Here is a 17,874-nt window from a genome sequence, read left to right as displayed (position 1 = left end):
ATTTACAGTTCTGTGGGCGATGAAAGCTTGCCTGTTACCGCACTTGCAGCAGCAACCGCAGGTGAAGCAAGATAAATCTCAGAATCCGTAGCTCCCATTCTGCCGACAAAATTTCTGTTGGTTGTTGATACACATCTCTCACCTGAAGCAAGAATTCCCATGTATCCGCCAAGGCAAGGTCCGCAGGTAGGTGTTGAAACTACTGCTCCGGCTTCAATAAAGATTTTTAGAAGTCCCTCTTCCATAGCCTGCATATAAATAGCCTGAGTTGCGGGAATTATGATGCATCTGATTCCATCAGCTACTTTTCTTCCCTTAAGAATTTTCGCAGCCATTCTGATATCATCTATACGTCCATTTGTGCAGGAACCAATCACTACCTGATCGATCTTTATATCAGCAATATCATCAAAAGTGTGTGTATTTTCAGGTAAATGCGGGAATGCAACTGTTGACTTAAGAGTAGATAAATCAATAGTGTACTCCACATCATATTCAGCATCCTCATCAGCTTCAAAAGTTTTAAATTCTTTTCCGGGAGCATGCTCCTTAAGATACTCTATAGTTTTCTCATCTACCGGGAATATTCCGTTCTTACCTCCTGCTTCGATGGCCATGTTAGCAATAGTAAAACGATCATCCATAGAAAGCGCTTTAACACCTTCTCCGGTAAACTCCATTGATTTATAAAGTGCTCCGTCCACACCGATCATACCGATAATATGAAGTATTACATCTTTACCGCTTACATATTCAGGGAGCTCTCCGATAAGATTAAACTTAATAGCTGAAGGAACCTTAAACCATGCCTTACCCGTAGCCATACCGGCAGCCATATCGGTAGAACCAACGCCTGTACTGAAAGCACCAAGCGCGCCATATGTACATGTGTGTGAGTCGGCACCGATTATCAGATCGCCGGGAACCGTGAGTCCTTTTTCCGGCAAAAGTGCATGCTCGATACCCATCTGACCAACCTCAAAATAATTGGTGATGGAATTTCTTTTTGCAAATTCTCTTACACATTTGCAGTTTTCAGCGGATTTAATATCCTTATTGGGAACAAAATGATCGGGAACAAGTGCAATCTTGTCCTTATCAAAGACAGAATTCGTCTTGAATTTTTCCATTTCCTTAATTGCTACGGGGCTGGTAATATCATTACCTAAAACCAGATCAAGATCAGCTTCGATCAGCTGTCCGGGTTTAACTTCAGAAAGTCCCGCATGTGCTGCCAGAATCTTCTGGCTCATAGTCATTGAAGCCATGTACTTTTACTCCTCACCTTTCCAAAAAACTCAGATAAAATCTCATAAAACCGCTACAAATCATCTTGAATAAAGATACCATATTTAGCGGTTTTTGTAAAAACGACAAAACATAATGTATGCCGCAAATAACACTAACCCAATTACACTTAAAACAAGTCCGGGTATGAATCCTGCCGGTAAATACTGAGCTCTAATGAGATGGACACCGGCCGGAACTTTAATAGCAATCATCCCGTAGTCAGCATTTATTATCTCAGCGCTTTTATCTTCTATTTTCAATTTTAATCCCTTCATATTGGGAACCGAGAAAAACATTATCTTATCGGAACTCAAATTTGAGGTCATTGCATAGAAGCCTCTTGTATTCGTATCAAACTTCTGACATGCGCTCTGCCTTCGATCATCACAGTTTTTCTCGAAAACCTCGATTGGCATTACCTCTTTATAATATGACTCGGGCAGTTCATTTATAATTCCGTCATATTTTAAAGCTTCTTTATCCGGAAGAATCAGGGCTACACTGAGAAGTCTGTCCTTAATCTCAATATCTTCAATGCTTTCCCAAACTGACTCCTTGATGTAGTAATCATAGGTAAAGCCCATCGGAATATAGTTCATATTTCGATATACATCTATTCCGTTTTGTGAACTTGTAAACATAAAGCCCGGTATGCCATTACCGCTTTTAAACATTGCATCATCGTTTATAAGCGAATTTTCAAGATAATACTTATTGGACAATATAGCTCTTATACCAAGACAAAATTCAGGTATTCTTGTTTCGACTGTTCTTTCGATATCAAGCGTACCTTTCAGAAAATCAAAGGTTTGGGCCGGAATTGTACTGATAAAACTATGAAGTGATCCATATCCCCAGTACATATCATAATTTGTTGCAGTGTTATCGGTTTCAGTCCTGAAATAATCCTCTTCATCGTCCAATGTAGGACTGGAATTAAGCATCTGCTTTTCCCACTGCTCTTTTCCGAAATCTGTAATAAGTCCGCTGCCGTTCTTAAGCACTATATGCAAAGATACAACAGAAGAAATCGCAGTCATTATAAGCAAGATCTCAAGCCGCATGATCGGACGCTTTAATTCTATGGTTTTCCCAAAAGGATTAGGTATTTTCCTTATACATTTGGGAACCAGGAAAATCGATACAATGAGCATCAGCAAAATTATGGAAGTTCCGATGACATCTCTCCAGAATATCTTATCGTTTTCGATAAGCGCCATATATTTTATCTTATGATAATCATTGTAAGACGGAAGAATCGAAATGCCGAGAACCAGTAAAAATAATCCACAGGTTATCAGGCATCCTTTTTTCAGTTCCTTTGATGCGCCTCTCTCAACCACCTTTGCAGTCATAAGTGACATAATGAGAATAGGCATATAAAACCATCTCGCATAATAGTTCTCGTTTAAAAGAGAAAATAATGCATTCAGTCCCGGAATAAGCGCAAATATCAGACAGACAAGAATTAGTCTTTTATAAACGCTCTTTTTCTTCATGTAAAAATATGCTATTACCCCAGAAAGACCAAAAAGCGGCAAAAATACAGCAAGTGAAGCATTTTTTACGCTGGCTGTATAAAAAACGGTTCCTTTCCCAATGATGTCAGGAATCATCACCATGCTCTTTAAAATATCCCAGAGCATATTCATACTCTCATATGAAACAAGGTCGTAGCCAAGAAGTATATTTGAAATTCTGCTGTTTCCGCTGACACCAAGAACTGCCTGCAGTACATAGAATGCAGGAATAAGAACGCCAAGAAGTCCGCCTAAAAGAGCACGCATAAACATTCTTAAAACAGTTCTGATATTATTCCCGGGAATATAGCATATTACAAAATACAGTATCAGAAATAAGACTTCACCGAAAAAGAAATAGTAATTTATCACAGCCATAAGAGATGTCATTAGTACAAAGAAAATAAACTTCTTTCCTGCCGGTCTGAAAAACCAAAGATCTTTATGGTGATCCAGCTCCATAAGCCTGTCAAAACTCAGAAGAAATAACGGAAAAAAAGCCACCGCATCAGTAAAATGGTTAAAGACAATGTTACAGGCATTAAAACCGGAAAATGCATACAAAAGAGCACCTATAAATGCGGAATCATCGCGAATTACTTTGCGTCTGATATATACATAAGCAGTAACCGCGCAAACACTATATTTTAGTGCCATAAGATATGGCATCATATATGGAATAAACTTTTCGGGAAAAGGAATCGTTAGCCAGAAAAATGGACTCCCTAGAAGATAAAAAGAAAAACTACCTACAAGAGAGCTTCCGAAATCCACATTCCACAAATAAAACAAATTACCGCTTCGAATTGCTCTGTGTGCCACAGTGTAAAACGGGATTTGCTGTACATTGTAGTCTCCGTAATAGAAAAACGGCATGCCTCTTTCAATAAAAAAAGGCAAAACCGCTACCATATACATGATAAATGAAAGAAAGTAAATCTGAACCAGTCTGACTTTTAAAGGCTTTTCCCTATAATATTCCATAATCACCTAAAATGAGCTGCCGCATCAGCGGCAGCTCTCCTTAAATCTTAGTTATTGATGAGCTTGTCGCTCTCATTGTTCCAGCTGTAAAGCTTTCTGATCTCAGCACCAACCTGCTCTGCGGGATGCTCTGCAGCAAGCTTTCTCATAGCCTGGAAGTGAACCTGTCCGCCTGCGTCACTCATATCAAGAAGGAATTCTTTTGCGAAAGTACCATCCTGAATATCTGAAAGGATCTTCTTCATAGCCTTCTTAGTATCCTCTGTAACAATCTTGGGACCTGTTACATAATCACCATACTCAGCTGTATTTGAAATTGAATATCTCATTCCTGCAAAACCTGACTGATAGATAAGGTCTACGATGAGCTTCATCTCATGTACACACTCGAAGTAAGCATTTCTCGGATCATAGCCGGCTTCAACAAGTGTTTCGAAACCAGCCTGCATAAGTGCGCAAACACCGCCGCAAAGAACTGCCTGCTCACCAAAGAGGTCTGTCTCAGTCTCTGTTCTGAATGTTGTTTCAAGAATACCAGCTCTTGCTCCGCCGATTCCTGCACCATAAGCAAGTGCCTTATCAAGTGCCTTACCTGTAGCATCCTGATATACAGCTACAAGACAAGGTGTACCCTTTCCAGCCTGATACTCACTTCTTACTGTATGGCCGGGAGCCTTGGGTGCGATCATTGTAACATCGACATCCTTCGGAGGCTGGATAAGACCAAAATGAATATTGAAACCATGAGCAAACATCAGCATATTGCCTGCTTCAAGATTGGGCTCGATGTCTTCCTTATACATCTTAGCCTGCTTCTCATCGTTGATAAGAATCATAATCACGTCAGCCTTCTTAGCAGCTTCTGCTGTTGTGTAAACTTCAAGTCCCTGTGCCTCAGCCTTAGCCTTGCTCTTAGAACCCTCATAAAGACCAACGATGACCTTGCATCCGGACTCCTTAAGGTTAAGTGCATGAGCGTGTCCCTGGGAACCATAACCTATAATGGCAATTGTCTTGCCCTCTAAAAGTGAAAGATTACAATCTTCCTGATAGAAAATACGTGCATCCTGTGACATGTTTCTTACCTCCGTAAAAAATTAATTTTTATATACCAACGAAAACAGCTTATAAGCATTTTTCGAAGTTAACTGTTACATATTCTGTAATTCCTCGATAGAAATAACCTTATCAACACCTCTTCCGAGACCGGCAATTCCTGTTCTTGCAAGCTCGAGAATTTCTTTTCCCTCAAGCATCTTAAGAAGTGCATCAACCTTGGATTGGTTACCGGTTATCTCAATGATGAGCGATTCGGGAGTCACATCGATAATATTTGCTCTGAAAATATTAACTATCGAAATAAGACTATCTCGCTCCTTCTCATCAGCTCTAACCTTTATAAGAGCAAGTTCTCTGTATACACTCTCTTCAGGTTCGAGTTCATGAATATCCCTGACATCGATCAGTTTGCTTAACTGTTTCTCAATCTGATCAAGGATCACATCATCTCCGGATGTTACAATTGTTATTCTGGTATAATTGGGATCTGCTGTAGTTCCGGCCGTTATACTCTCGATATTGTATCCTCTTCTTGCAAAAAGACCTGAGATTCTTGTAAGAACGCCGGATGTATTATCTACCAGCAATTGAAAAACTTTTCTCTTCATGTCCCTCCGAAAAAACTGATAATCAGATTTTGGGTGCATTTATTTTCTTGTTTGCACCTTTAACAATGGATTATATGCGCTTTTATGCACAAAGTCAACGAAATACTTTACAAAATTAAAACTTTAAAGGACTAAATTATTGATTTATTTTAACAAATACTTTATTGATGTTTTTTAATCTAATCCCCTTACTTCTCACCCTCACTGCATTTTGTGAGAGCAACTGTTCCTGTTCGAGCAATTTCAACAATAGAAACTGTTCTAAGCATTTCTATAAAAACTTCTACTCGCTCAGGAGTATCACAAATCTGTATAATCATCATGTTTTTGCTCATATCGACAATCTGCGCTTTCATGATGTCACAGTTTTCCATGATATCTCTTCTGTTTTCGCGATTGTAACGAACCTTGACGAGGGTGAGCTCGCGGCAGATGCTCATGCTTTCCTTAAAAGTCTTAACCTTTATTACATCAAGCTTTTTATTGAGCTGTTTCTCAATCTGCTCAATTGTCCTTTCATCACCGCTTGATACAATTGTCATGCATGAGACATCCTTTGAATTAGTTTCACCCACAACAAGCGAGTCAATATTAAAATTTCTTCGTGAGAAAAGGCCCGCAACTTTACTGAGCACACCGGCATGATTCTCAACTAAAACTGAATAAATTCTTTTCATAGTTCCTCCGATAGTACGCGCGAAAAATTATATTTTTCAATGTTCGCCTCGTTACGCTTCGCGTATAATCGGCGAAATTGAAATATATAATTTCTCACGCTGTATATTGAAAAAAATATCAAATTAAAACATTTTATTCAAAGTCAAATTGCCCAAGGATTACTTTGCAAGGTCCATGGGATCGACGACTACTTCGCAGAGGACGCATTCGTCATTTTTGACGAGCTCATCGATAAGGACTTTGGCTTCGGCTTGTGATGATGCGCGAAGGTATTTCATATCGTAAGCTTCAGCAATTTTATCCAGCTTTGGTGTGTTGTGAAGTTCGACCATATTGTAGCGGTCATCGTAGCTGTAATGCTGATACTCACGAACCATGCCAAGATAGCCATTGTTGAAGACAATTATTCCTACATTCATTCCGTACTGGCGCAGGGTTGAGAGTTCCATCATAGACATTTGGAAGGCTCCATCACCCATAACGGCTACAACTTTCTTGCCTTTAGCTGCATACTTTGCACCGAATGCAGCGGGAATTGAATAGCCCATCGTACCCATTCCGCCCGAAGTAAGAAATCTTCCTTCTCTGACCAGGTGCCACCTGCAGGACCATATCTGATTTTGTCCAACGTCAGCAATATAAATAGCATCTGAAGGAAGCTTCCTTGAAAGATTTTGCAGGAACGGCATAGGATCAACGAATTTTGTTGTATCAATAACAGGTCTCTTCTCAATCATTTCCTGCTTGTATTTTTTGAGTGTATTAATCCACTCAGTTCTCTCATGTATCAGATCCTCTTTGTCTTCAAATTCATTGATTCTCTTGAAAATATGTTTGATATCACCTACAAGCGGAATTGTAGGTCCGACATTTTTACCGATTTCAGCAGGATCCACATCTATATGAATAAGTACTTTATTTTCTGTGATAAGATCAGGCCTGTTTACAGCTCTGTCTGCAACTCTTGCACCAACCATTAAAAGAAGATCCGACTCATTTAGAGCTCTGTTGGCACAAGGTCTTCCGTTATTTCCGACCATTCCGAAATAATAAGGATCTTCGGAAGCCATGACGCCTATTCCCATCATGGTTGATACTACTGGTATGCAGTTGTCCTTAACAAACTTTCTGATTTCAGAAACTGCTCCTGAAAGGTGCACACCGCCTCCAACACAGATAATCGGACGCTTTGCCTGTGCCACCTCTTTAACAACCTTTTTAATCTGGGCAGCATTACCCTCAACGGTTGGCTTATAAGTTCTCATATTGACCTTTTCGGGATATGAGAATTTATTGATTGTAGCCTGCTGTATATCAATCGGTATATCAATAAGTACCGGGCCTTTTCTTCCTGTATTGGCTATATGGAAAGCCTCTTTAAATATCCTGGGTATATCATTTACATCACGGATAAGGTAGCTGTATTTGACGAAAGATTCTGCAGCACCTGTAATATCAGCTTCCTGGAAAACATCACTACCTATAAGTTCGGAATTGACCTGTCCTGTAATGCACACAAGAGGAATACTGTCAGCATATGCAGTAGCGATACCGGTAATTAGATTTGTAGCACCGGGACCGCTGGTAACAGCACAGACGCCCACCTTTCCGCTGATTCTTGCATATCCACTAGCACAGTGTGCTGAATTCTGTTCGGTTCTTATTAGGATTTGTTTTATGTTTGTTTCTCCGAGCGCATCATAAAAAGGAGCAATTGCAACGCCCGAATATCCAAAAACAACATCAACTTTTTCTTCCAATAAACATTTTACTATGGCTTGCGCACCGTTCATAAAATATTGCCTCCATGAATATATTTAATAACAAATACTGATAAACGTCAAAATGTAATAAGCGTTTACTTCTTTTCGGCTTCGCTGAGTATATTCTTAACCACTTTGACTGCACTGGCAGCATCGGAGGAATAACCGTCAGCTCCTATTTCCCAAGCGTAATCCTCTGTAACCACTGCCCCGCCTATGATTATCTTTGCTTTACAATTTTTCTCACCGGCAAGCTTAACAACATTCTTCATTTCCTGCATGGTTGTTGTCATTAGAGCAGAAAGCGCAATAATACCTGCTTTTTCAGTAATTGCAGTATCCACTATCTTTTCGCTTGGAACGTCCTTTCCAAGATCGATAACATTAAAACCATGATTCTTAAGCATCAGAGCAACAAGATTTTTTCCGATATCGTGGATATCACCATGCACGGTTGCAATAACTATTGTTTCCTTAGCCTTTGAATCTTCGCCCTCTGCTTCTTTAAGAAGAGGTTCCAGAACGCCTATGCTAAGCTTCATAGCTTCCGCACTGGCAATCAGCTGTGGAAGGAAGTATTTTCCTTTATCGAAAAGCTCACCAACTTCATTTATTGCAGGCATAAGAACTTCGTTTAATAGTTCTTTGGGATTACAGCCTGCATTTACAGCTTCCTTGGTGTCCTTTTCTATTGTCCTCTTACTGCCCTTCATAACATCATTTTTAATGAGTTTTTTAAATGATGTTACAGGATCATCTGCGCTTTCATTATTGTTTGATCCGGCATTTGTTGCAGATGCAGAATCCTTACCGGTACTCTGCGCTGCAGCTGTCTGCACAGCCTGTCCCTTCGGAACACAGGTCACGGCAACATTCATTCCGTCGTAGCGATTCATCCTCTCAATATAGCGAATATCTGCTTCTTCCTTATGTCTTAACAGATCGGAAGCAAAAGCGCTGTTTACAAGAAGTTCCTGTGAAGGGTTGCAAATAGCCATTGTAAGGCCATTAGCTATAGCCATAGTTAAAAATGCAGTATTTATGAAAGCTCTCTGCGGAAGGCCGAAGGAAATATTTGAAAGGCCGCATATTGTTGCGAGATTTCTTTCTTTACAGTAGCTTATGGTAGCAAGTGTCTCAAGAGCTGCATTTGGATTGGCTCCGATAGTTGCTACAAGTCCGTCAACAACAATATCTTCCTTAGATAAGCCAGCATTATAGGCTTTATCACAAAGCGCCTCAATAAATTCATGCTTTTCTTCCAAATCTTTCGGAAGACCTTTAGGGCCTACCGGAAGTGCTATAAACATTGCTCCGTATTTTTTAGCAAGAGGTAAAAATCTTTCAGCTTTATCTTTTTCCAAAGATATAGAATTTATAAGAGCTCTGCCTGGATACTTCCTGAGTGCCATCTCCATAGTGGCTTCATCGCTGGTATCAATGCAAAGAGGAAGTGATGTAAGCGGAATAATCTCTTCAAGAACATCACTCATCATCTGCTTCTCATCTATACCGCTCATGCCCACATTAACATCAAGGATTGAAGCACCATCTTCTTCCTGCTGTGAGACAAAATCACAGACCATATTGAGATTTCCTTCGCGAAGTTCGGCCTGCAGTTTCTTTTTACCTGTCGGATTAATTCTCTCACCGACGATCATGAAAGGATCATCCATGCCGAAAGCTATGGATGAACGTTCACTTGTAAGATATCTCACACCGGCAGTTTTTCTGATAACCTTATCTGAGAGTTCATAATTATGGTATTTCTCATGAATACCTTTGATATATTCGGGGCTAGTTCCACAGCATCCACCAATAATAGTTGCTCCGGCTTTTATTAGCTTTTCCATTTCAGGCACAAATACGCTGCATTCCATATCATATTCAGTAGTGCCATCTTCTGTTACGACCGGAAGTCCTGCATTGGGCTTTGCTATTATCGGAATTGTCGTAACCGATGCCATATCTGCAATAAGCTCAACCATATTATCGGGGCCTGTACCGCAATTTGCTCCAACAGCAGCGGCGCCAAGTGATTCCATTACTATTGCAGCAGTTTTGGCATCTGTACCAAAGAGAGTTCTTCCATCACCCTCAAAGGTAAGCGTAACCATAACCGCAATATCCGATACTTCCTTTGCGGCTATAAGGGCAGCTCTGCATTCCTGAAGGCTCATCATGGTTTCCACAACAAGAACATCTATTCCGGCCTTGCAAAGAATTGTTATCTGTTCCTTATAAACTTCAATTAGTTCTTCAAAATCGAGATCGCCCATGGGTTTAAGCTGGCGACCGGTCATGGTTATATCGCCTGCAATAAGCGCTTTCCCCTCGGCACTTTCTTTTGCAAGTTCTACAAGCCTTGTATTAATTTCTTCAATTCTGTCTTCAAGGCCAAAATTTTTAAGCTTTATTCTGTTGCCGGTAAATGTCGGTGCGTAAATAATATCGCTTCCGGCTTCAACATAGCTTTTTTGCAATTTTTTTATAACTTCGGGATTTTCGAGAATCCATTCCTCGGTACATGCTCCTGCAGGAAGTCCTTCCTTCATGAGATTCGTTCCTGTAGCTCCGTCAAGGAATGCAATCTTTTTATTTTGAATAAATGAAATAAATTCGTCTCTTTTCATACTTACTCCGCATTTTTACTTGTGCTTTGCGCACATAGATGTTATTTTCTCAAATTATTATTGTTTTTAGTAGTGATTAATTTAACCACATAAAAACAGTACGAGATTAATATTGTAATGGTTATTACTATTATAGGCCTTAAAGTCATAAATACCAGACTACCGTAGAAATCAGGATTTATCCTGTCTACACACCAGCCCAAAAAAGAAATCACCATAACATGGAAAAAATATATATTAGCTGAGAGATTTTTACCGATAAAAGAAAGTTGTTTCGATAATATACTTTGCTTCTCCGTTATTAATTCCGCATCCTCATTATCGCTGTCTCCGAATAATAAAAGGCCAACAACAATCAAAAGAGACCCAAAGTATACTTCTGTCTGGCCCCACTTTTTATATTCAAAGAAAGTAAAAAACACACCGGTAATAACAAGAAGCATTCCGAGCGTATGCGGCCTTTTAATAAGAGATGCAGCTTTATCCTCATGCATCCAATATCCGAGTAATGTGAAGGGAACACCTACAAAAAGCCAATTCCTTATCACATACCAAACCGATACACTGATTCCGAACGGTCTGATCGGATAATATATCTTCAAAAGTTCACCGAAAAACAGTAATCCTAAAAGTAAAATCGAAATCGGTTTTGCCCCCTTTTTTAAAATCGGCGCAAAAATAAAAACAAGCAGATATACATATATAAGAGCAAATAAATACCATAAATGGTCAAAAGCATAGGTGAAGTCATAGATAAATTTGCCTGAGTTAAAAAGTAATAATCTTGAAAATTCAAACAGGTTAAATTTCTCGTTGACCCACTCCTTTATTCCGTAATTTACAGTAATGGCATAAAGAAAAGAATAAACTGTATAAATGAGCCATATCTTTAAAGTAACTATGGAGGTCTTCTTTAATTTTCGTGCCATATTTTTGCGAATACCACCGGTACTATCATCATCTTTAAGAAGGTAATACCCGGAAATAGCAAAAAACATTGGCACGCCAAAACGAGCCAATGCTTCAAATAAGTCTCCGGCAACGCCGGGGAACTTACAGTGTATAAGAATTACAAAAATACAAGCTGCAGCTTTTATATTGTCAAATGTATAATTTTCTGCATTTCTGTCAGCTTTATACAAATCGTATCTCCTTTAATCAATTCCGTAATCAGAAGAATGCTTCAGTCTGCTGAGAGCTCTTGCCATAGCGGCCTGGGCAGTGTAATACTCTTTGATAGAGTTTTTCTGTCGCATCTCTTCCTCTGCTCTCTCAAGAGCCCTTTGAGCTCTTACTCTGTCGATATCCTCCGGCTTTTCTACAGTATCGACAAGAACAATAACTCTGTTATTTGCAATCTGCGCAGAACCAACGCCTACTATTGCCTCAATCTTATCCCCGATTGCATCCCTGATGGTCATCTTACCGTTATATATGGCCAAAACAAGTTCCTCATGTTCAGGTAAAATGGCATATTCTCCATCTATGCAGGGAAGAATAATTTCGCTGGCTCTGTCATCAAAAAATATTCCGTTTATTGACATGACCTGTAAACGAAAGGTCTTTCTATCAGCTTTCAAATCAAATCATTCCTCCGGTTTATTCGGCACTGTTACCTTCAAGCGTCTTTGCTTTGGCAATTACTTCATCAATTGTGCCCACATTGAAGAATGCAACCTCTGGATACTGGTCCATCTTTCCTTCAATAATCATCTTGAAGCCTTTAATGGTCTCTTTAAGAGGAACATAAACACCCTTTACACCGGTGAAAGTCTCGGCAACATGGAAAGGCTGTGATAAAAATCGCTGGATCTTACGTGCACGATAAACAGTGAGCTTATCCTCTTCTCCAAGCTCATCCATACCGAGAATTGCGATAATATCCTGAAGTTCCTTATATTTCTGAAGCATCTCCTGAACTTTGGTAGCAACCATATAGTGTTCTTTTCCGACAACATCCTCTTCAAGGATACGGCTGCTGGATTCAAGCGGATCTACGGCGGGATAAATACCCTGTTCAACAATCTTTCTTGATAAAACTGTTGTTGCATCAAGATGCGCAAAGGTAGTTGCGGGAGCAGGATCCGTCAAGTCATCAGCAGGAACATAGACAGCCTGAACTGAAGTAACGGAACCGCTTTTAGTGGATGCGATTCTCTCCTGCAATTGTCCAAGGTCAGTTGCTAGCGTGGGCTGATAGCCAACCGCTGAAGGCATACGGCCGAGAAGTGAAGAAACCTCTGATCCCGCCTGGACAAATCTGAAAATATTATCTATGAAAAGAAGAACGTCCTGTCTTTCTCTGTCTCTGAAATATTCAGCCATTGTAAGTCCTGTCTCGGCAACACGCATACGTGCTCCCGGAGGCTCGTTCATCTGTCCGAAAACAAGTGCCGTTTTTTCAATAACACCGGACTCCTTCATTTCAGTCCAAAGGTCGTTACCCTCACGGGAACGCTCTCCTACACCTGTAAATATGGAATATCCTCCATGCTCGGTGGCAATGTTCTGGATAAGTTCCTGAATAAGAACTGTTTTTCCTACACCGGCACCTCCGAAAAGACCGATTTTACCGCCCTTTGCGTATGGTGCAAGAAGATCTATTACCTTGATACCTGTTTCAAGTATTTCTGCTACAGGGCTCATATCCTCAAGCTTTGGAGGCTCTCTGTGAATTGACCAGTGTTTTTCACTTTCAAGAGTAGGACCGCCGTCAATTGTATCGCCAAGAACATTGAATAATCTTCCAAGGTTCTTTCTTCCGACAGGAACACTGATGGAACCACCTGTCTGATATACAGGCATGTCTTTTGCAAGCCCCTCACTGGCAGTAAGCATGATGCACCTTACAACATTATCACCGATGTGCTGTGCAACCTCCATGACACCCTTTTTATCACCGACCTTAACTTTAAGAGCATCACTTATGTACGGAAGACTTCCGTTTTCAAATAATACATCCACTACAGGTCCCATAACCTGCAGGATTTTTCCTTCACTACTCACTAATCTGTCCTCTTATTATCTTGAAGATTGTTTTCTTAGTTTAGCTTCTTTAGCTGCTTTGGCTCTCTTTAACGCTTTGGCACCACTTGCAACTTCCGTTATTTCCTGAGTTATCGCAGCCTGTCGCTGCCTGTTGTACTGCTTTGTCAGTTCTCCTATCATGGAAGTAGCATTTTTATTTGCATTATCCATTGCCATCATTCTGGCGTTTTGCTCCGAACAAAAAGTTTCAACCAAAGCACCATAAATAAATCCGTTTATAAAGTTTGGAACAATATTATCAATAATAGCTTTCGGACTCGGATCGAAAATGAATTCCTCATTGTAGGCATCGATAATTCTGTAGCGATTGCGGGCGTTTTCGATGATATCCAACGGAAGAATTTTTTCAAGTTTAACCTCACTGGTTATAGAATTCTTCATTGAAGTAAAAACTACGTATACCTCATCAATAGTGCCATTTGCATAATCATCAAGAATTATGGATGTAATATCCCTGGATCTGTCCATATTGGGATTTTGCGCAGTATATCGGAAATTCTCCTCTATCTTAAGACCAAGACTTGTAAAATAATGCCTTCCAAACTCACCAACAACATATAGTTTATAGTTCAAAAGCTTATTGTTATTTCTTATATGCTCCTCTGCCGCTTTAACAACATTGTGGTTAAAAGCACCTGCAAGACCTTTATCGGAGGTAAGCACCAGATACCCTTTAGCTCTTGCTTCAAAGGGAATATCATCTGTGGTCTTTAAGAAAATATCCTCAACATCATCCGGAATATGCCTTGAAACTCTCGCTATCATAGCCTGCAGCGCATAGAAATAAGGCTCTGTATCCGTAAGCTGTTTCTTTGCTTTTCTCAGCTTATTTGAGGATATCATATACATCGCATTTGTAATTTTCATTGTGTCGCGAATACTACCGATTCTATCGCGAATTTCTTTTATGTTTGCCACTGAAAATCACCTTAATCAAGAGTAAATTTCTTTCTCTTCTTTTTAAGTTCTTCTTTTAATATCTCGTTGTTTTGCTTTTCAAATTCATCAGCTGCTTCAAGTATTTCCTTCTTCGTAAGATCAGAAAGATCCTGAGACTTATCGATATCCTCGATAATGTCCTTTCTGTTTTCTTCGAAGTATTTCAAAAGCTTATCTTTATATTCTCTTACCTGATTAACCGGAACAAAATCCATCTTTTTGCCATTTGCGCATACAAGAAGGATTACCTGTTCATGCATTGAATACGGTCTTCCGAGGGGCTGTTTTAACAGCTCCATCAGTACGCTTCCATGTCTGAGCTGATCCTTTGTAGTCTCATCAAGATCCGAAGCAAACTGCGTAAATACAGCCATCTCTCTGTACTGAGCAAGGTCAATACGTATACTACCCGCAGCCTTCTTCATAGCTTTGGTCTGCGCAGCACTACCTACACGGGAAACGGAAAGTCCGACATTTACCGCAGGTCTCATGCCCTCGAAGAATAGATCCGATTCAAGGAAAATCTGACCATCAGTGATGGATATAACGTTTGTAGGAATATAAGCAGAAACATCGCCTGCCTGTGTTTCTATAATCGGAAGTGCTGTAATCGAGCCGCCGCCAAGTTCGCTGGAAAGCTTGCTCGATCTCTCAAGAAGTCTTGAATGAAGATAGAATACATCTCCGGGATAGGCTTCTCGTCCGGGGGATCTTTCAAGAAGCAGTGACAACGCTCTGTAAGCTACCGCATGCTTAGACAGGTCATCATATACGATAAGTACATCCTTACCCATAAGCATGAAATACTCTGCCATAGCAGTTCCGGCATAAGGAGCAATATACTGAAGCGGTGCACTGTCTGCAGCCGTTGAAGCTACAATAATTGAATACTCCATTGCACCTGCTTCTTTTAATGTGTTTATCAGCTTAGCAATGGTACTTGCCTTCTGTCCGATAGCAACGTAAACGCAGATTACATCCTTTCCTTTCTGATTGAGGATTGCATCCATAGCAATAGATGTCTTACCGGTTTGTCTGTCACCAATAATAAGCTCACGCTGTCCTCTTCCGATGGGGAACATAGTATCAATTGAAAGGATTCCGGTTTCCATAGGTTCATTAACAGAACGTCTCTCAACAATACCGGGAGCAGGTTCTTCGACAGGCCTGTAAACTTCTGTCTTTATCTCTTCTCCGCCATCGATAGGATTGCCCAGAGCATCGATAACTCTTCCTATAAAGGCCTCGCCTACGGGAATACCTGCCTGCTTATAGGTTCTGACACATCTGCTTCCCTGACGGATTCCTTCGTCTCCTCCAAACAGAATAACTCCGATATGGTCATCTCTTATATCCTGAACCATACCCTTGGTTCCATCCTCAAAGCGGACAATTTCTCCGTAAAAAGCATGATCAATGCCAACAACATTGGCAATACCATCTCCAACCCAGATGGTTCTACCGACTTCTTTTCCTTCTGCCTTAAGATCAAAACTGTTAACCCTGTCTCTTATAATTGAAACAAGGTTCTCAGCACTGGTATTCTGGCGTTTTTTTGTTAGCTCTATAAGTTCTTTGAGCTGTCTTGTACGACCTTCGTCACTCCAGTCATACTCAAAATTCCCATAATTAACGATAAATCCACCGTTAACCTTTGGATCATGAATTATCTCAAGCTCAAGATCAGGTCTGTTAAACTTTTTTGCAAGAGCCTTCTTTATCTGCTCCGCCTGATGATCCAAGGGCGGAACTGAAGAATAACGAAGCCTTGCTTTGTTTTCATTTATCATATAAATGATCCTCTTCTATTAATTATTTAATGAACGAGGTATATTATTCGCTTTTCTCAATAGCCTCAAAAATAAATTTGTTGTAAAGCTCTTTATCTGACTCTTCGTCATGCTTGGAAACAGCAATCTTATTTGCTGCATGAACAACCAGATCGGTCAGCTCTGATACATAAGCATCTTTCTCGCGCTGTGCTTCGATCTGAGCGTTGTGCTTAGCCTCAACTATAATCTGTTCAGCCTTTGCTTTGGCATCATTAATAATGCGATCATACTCATCATATCCATCTTTCTTGGACTGTGCGACAAGCTCCTCGCATTCTTTGCCGGCTTCCTGAAGCTTTTTGGCATAGCTTTCCTTAAGCTCTTCTGCCTCTTGTTCCATTTTTGATGCGGAATCCTTTGCATGTTCAATTTCTTCTCGTCTTTTCTGCAAAACAGCATCAACTCTTTTAAATAAAAATAATCTGAATATTATATATAGGAGTAATAAATTTACCACCGTATAAACAATACCCATTATGCTGATATTTAACACTGCTTAATATCCTCCCAAAACAATCAGGCAAACTTAATCATGATAGCTACTACGAAGCCATAAATAGCAGTAGCCTCTGCAAGCGCACATCCAAGGATTAAAAGTTTCATGATCTTACCATCTGCCTCGGGCTGACGAGCAACCGCATCAACTGCCTTTGCTGTTGCTATACCGATACCGATACCTGCTCCAATTCCCGTAAATGCTGCAATAGCTGCGCCAAGTGCTGTTAAATCCATAATCATAACCTCCGTTTTTTATTTTTCTTTTAAATGCATTTTATCCATTAAAAGATATAATTTCTTTATTCAATAGCCTCTTTGATATATAGAGACGAAAGGAAAACAAATACATATGCCTGAATAAGTCCGTCAAAGATATCAAAATAAATACTGAAAGCTGCAGGCACAATTATCGGAACTGCCATCTTAAGAAGCTCCATAATAACGGTTGCTCCGATAATATTTCCGAAAAGTCGCATACATAATGACAACGGTTTAATCGCAATCTCAAGAATATTTATTGGAGTTATCAGCCACAAAGGAGCTGTAAATGATTTAAGCCATCCCCTTACACCTTTGTGGTGTATTCCGGCTCCTTCGACCAGTACTATACTCATTAGCGCCAGTGCCATGGTTACATTCAAATCCATTGTCGCGGGAGTCAGCCCAAATAGTCCGACCAGGTTGGATGCTCCTATAAAAACCAGAACCACCGCCATATAATCTCTGTATGCGATGCCCTCTTCACCAAGCATTCCTCCGGTTATACCACGAAGGCCGTCAACTATAGCCTCAGCAACAAGCTGCTTCGTACTAATATTATGAACCTTCATACCACTGGTAAGCCATAGAAGGAATAAAGTCAGAACTGCCATCACTCCCCACGTGACAACTACAGACTTATTGATATCAAAAAAGCCGTTCATAAAGTCAAAGTGAATCATCACCTTGTCCTCTAGTAACAGCTCATTTAAAAGTCCACCAATATCCATAAATAATCTCCAAAAAACAATTTAGCAAATTTC

At 40.1% G+C, this 17,874-nt stretch carries 15 protein-coding genes; all 15 read right to left on the bottom strand.

Going from position 1 to position 17,874, the window contains the following annotated elements:
- Positions 1–2 precede the first annotated feature (2 nt).
- Positions 3–1,268 (bottom strand): 3-isopropylmalate dehydratase large subunit, encoded by a 1,266-nt coding sequence (gene leuC, locus BMW61_RS00830; protein WP_091819425.1) that lies wholly within the window; start codon positions 1,266–1,268, stop codon positions 3–5.
- A gap of 84 nt (positions 1,269–1,352) precedes the next feature.
- Positions 1,353–3,794 (bottom strand): YfhO family protein, encoded by a 2,442-nt coding sequence (locus BMW61_RS00825; RefSeq protein WP_139176154.1) that lies wholly within the window; start codon positions 3,792–3,794, stop codon positions 1,353–1,355.
- Positions 3,795–3,841: 47 nt separating this feature from the next.
- Positions 3,842–4,870, bottom strand: coding sequence for a ketol-acid reductoisomerase (gene ilvC, locus BMW61_RS00820; RefSeq protein ID WP_022759918.1), 1,029 nt, complete (start codon positions 4,868–4,870; stop codon positions 3,842–3,844).
- 75 nt (positions 4,871–4,945) lie between these two features.
- Positions 4,946–5,461: an acetolactate synthase small subunit gene (gene ilvN / locus BMW61_RS00815; RefSeq protein ID WP_022759917.1), complete on the bottom strand. Its 516-nt coding sequence runs from the start codon at positions 5,459–5,461 to the stop codon at positions 4,946–4,948.
- Positions 5,462–5,649: 188 nt separating this feature from the next.
- Positions 5,650–6,138, bottom strand: coding sequence for an acetolactate synthase small subunit (ilvN, locus tag BMW61_RS00810; protein WP_091819423.1), 489 nt, complete (start codon positions 6,136–6,138; stop codon positions 5,650–5,652).
- Between the two features lie 159 nt (positions 6,139–6,297).
- Positions 6,298–7,932 carry a biosynthetic-type acetolactate synthase large subunit gene (gene ilvB, locus BMW61_RS00805; RefSeq protein WP_091819422.1) on the bottom strand — a complete coding sequence of 545 codons (1,635 nt, stop codon included), beginning with the start codon at positions 7,930–7,932 and terminating at the stop codon, positions 6,298–6,300.
- Positions 7,933–7,997: 65 nt separating this feature from the next.
- Entirely contained in the window at positions 7,998–10,535 is a 2,538-nt protein-coding gene (locus tag BMW61_RS00800; RefSeq protein WP_091819421.1) for a homocysteine S-methyltransferase family protein, read from the bottom strand.
- A gap of 41 nt (positions 10,536–10,576) precedes the next feature.
- A complete protein-coding gene (locus BMW61_RS00795) occupies positions 10,577–11,677 on the bottom strand; it encodes an acyltransferase family protein (protein ID WP_091819420.1) in 1,101 nt (366 codons plus the stop codon).
- 12 nt (positions 11,678–11,689) lie between these two features.
- Entirely contained in the window at positions 11,690–12,115 is a 426-nt protein-coding gene (atpC, locus tag BMW61_RS00790) for an ATP synthase F1 subunit epsilon (RefSeq protein ID WP_022759912.1), read from the bottom strand.
- A 19-nt stretch (positions 12,116–12,134) separates the two neighbouring features.
- A complete protein-coding gene (atpD, locus tag BMW61_RS00785) occupies positions 12,135–13,541 on the bottom strand; it encodes a F0F1 ATP synthase subunit beta (RefSeq protein ID WP_278295352.1) in 1,407 nt (468 codons plus the stop codon).
- A 15-nt stretch (positions 13,542–13,556) separates the two neighbouring features.
- Complete coding sequence (atpG, locus tag BMW61_RS00780) at positions 13,557–14,501, bottom strand: ATP synthase F1 subunit gamma (protein WP_026497537.1); 945 nt, start codon at positions 14,499–14,501, stop codon at positions 13,557–13,559.
- Positions 14,502–14,512: 11 nt separating this feature from the next.
- Positions 14,513–16,312, bottom strand: a complete 1,800-nt coding sequence (atpA, locus tag BMW61_RS00775; RefSeq protein ID WP_091819419.1) for a F0F1 ATP synthase subunit alpha — start codon at positions 16,310–16,312, stop codon at positions 14,513–14,515.
- Positions 16,313–16,355: 43 nt separating this feature from the next.
- Positions 16,356–16,829, bottom strand: coding sequence for an ATP synthase F0 subunit B (locus BMW61_RS00770; protein WP_022759908.1), 474 nt, complete (start codon positions 16,827–16,829; stop codon positions 16,356–16,358).
- A gap of 41 nt (positions 16,830–16,870) precedes the next feature.
- Complete coding sequence (gene atpE, locus BMW61_RS00765) at positions 16,871–17,092, bottom strand: ATP synthase F0 subunit C (protein ID WP_442855837.1); 222 nt, start codon at positions 17,090–17,092, stop codon at positions 16,871–16,873.
- A 59-nt stretch (positions 17,093–17,151) separates the two neighbouring features.
- Positions 17,152–17,835, bottom strand: a complete 684-nt coding sequence (locus tag BMW61_RS00760; protein WP_442857290.1) for a F0F1 ATP synthase subunit A — start codon at positions 17,833–17,835, stop codon at positions 17,152–17,154.
- Between the last annotated feature and the right edge of the window lie 39 nt (positions 17,836–17,874).

Origin of the sequence: Butyrivibrio sp. ob235, assembly GCF_900109475.1 — a bacterium.
Classification (GTDB): Bacteria; Bacillota; Clostridia; order Lachnospirales; family Lachnospiraceae; genus Butyrivibrio.
This window is presented reverse-complemented; position numbering and strand designations above follow the sequence as displayed.

Excerpts from the sequence above, each read along its gene's own strand:
- leuC (WP_091819425.1), bottom strand. The coding sequence starts at position 1,268 with ATGGCTTCAATGACTATGAGCCAGAAGATTCTGGCAGCACATGCGGGA.
- BMW61_RS00825 (WP_139176154.1), bottom strand. The coding sequence starts at position 3,794 with ATGGAATATTATAGGGAAAAGCCTTTAAAAGTCAGACTGGTTCAGATT.
- ilvC (WP_022759918.1), bottom strand. The coding sequence starts at position 4,870 with ATGTCACAGGATGCACGTATTTTCTATCAGGAAGATTGTAATCTTTCA.
- ilvN (WP_022759917.1), bottom strand. The coding sequence starts at position 5,461 with ATGAAGAGAAAAGTTTTTCAATTGCTGGTAGATAATACATCCGGCGTT.
- ilvN (WP_091819423.1), bottom strand. The coding sequence starts at position 6,138 with ATGAAAAGAATTTATTCAGTTTTAGTTGAGAATCATGCCGGTGTGCTC.
- ilvB (WP_091819422.1), bottom strand. The coding sequence starts at position 7,932 with ATGAACGGTGCGCAAGCCATAGTAAAATGTTTATTGGAAGAAAAAGTT.
- BMW61_RS00800 (WP_091819421.1), bottom strand. The coding sequence starts at position 10,535 with ATGAAAAGAGACGAATTTATTTCATTTATTCAAAATAAAAAGATTGCA.
- atpA (WP_091819419.1), bottom strand. The coding sequence starts at position 16,312 with ATGATAAATGAAAACAAAGCAAGGCTTCGTTATTCTTCAGTTCCGCCC.
- BMW61_RS00770 (WP_022759908.1), bottom strand. The coding sequence starts at position 16,829 with ATGGGTATTGTTTATACGGTGGTAAATTTATTACTCCTATATATAATA.
- atpE (WP_442855837.1), bottom strand. The coding sequence starts at position 17,092 with ATGATTATGGATTTAACAGCACTTGGCGCAGCTATTGCAGCATTTACG.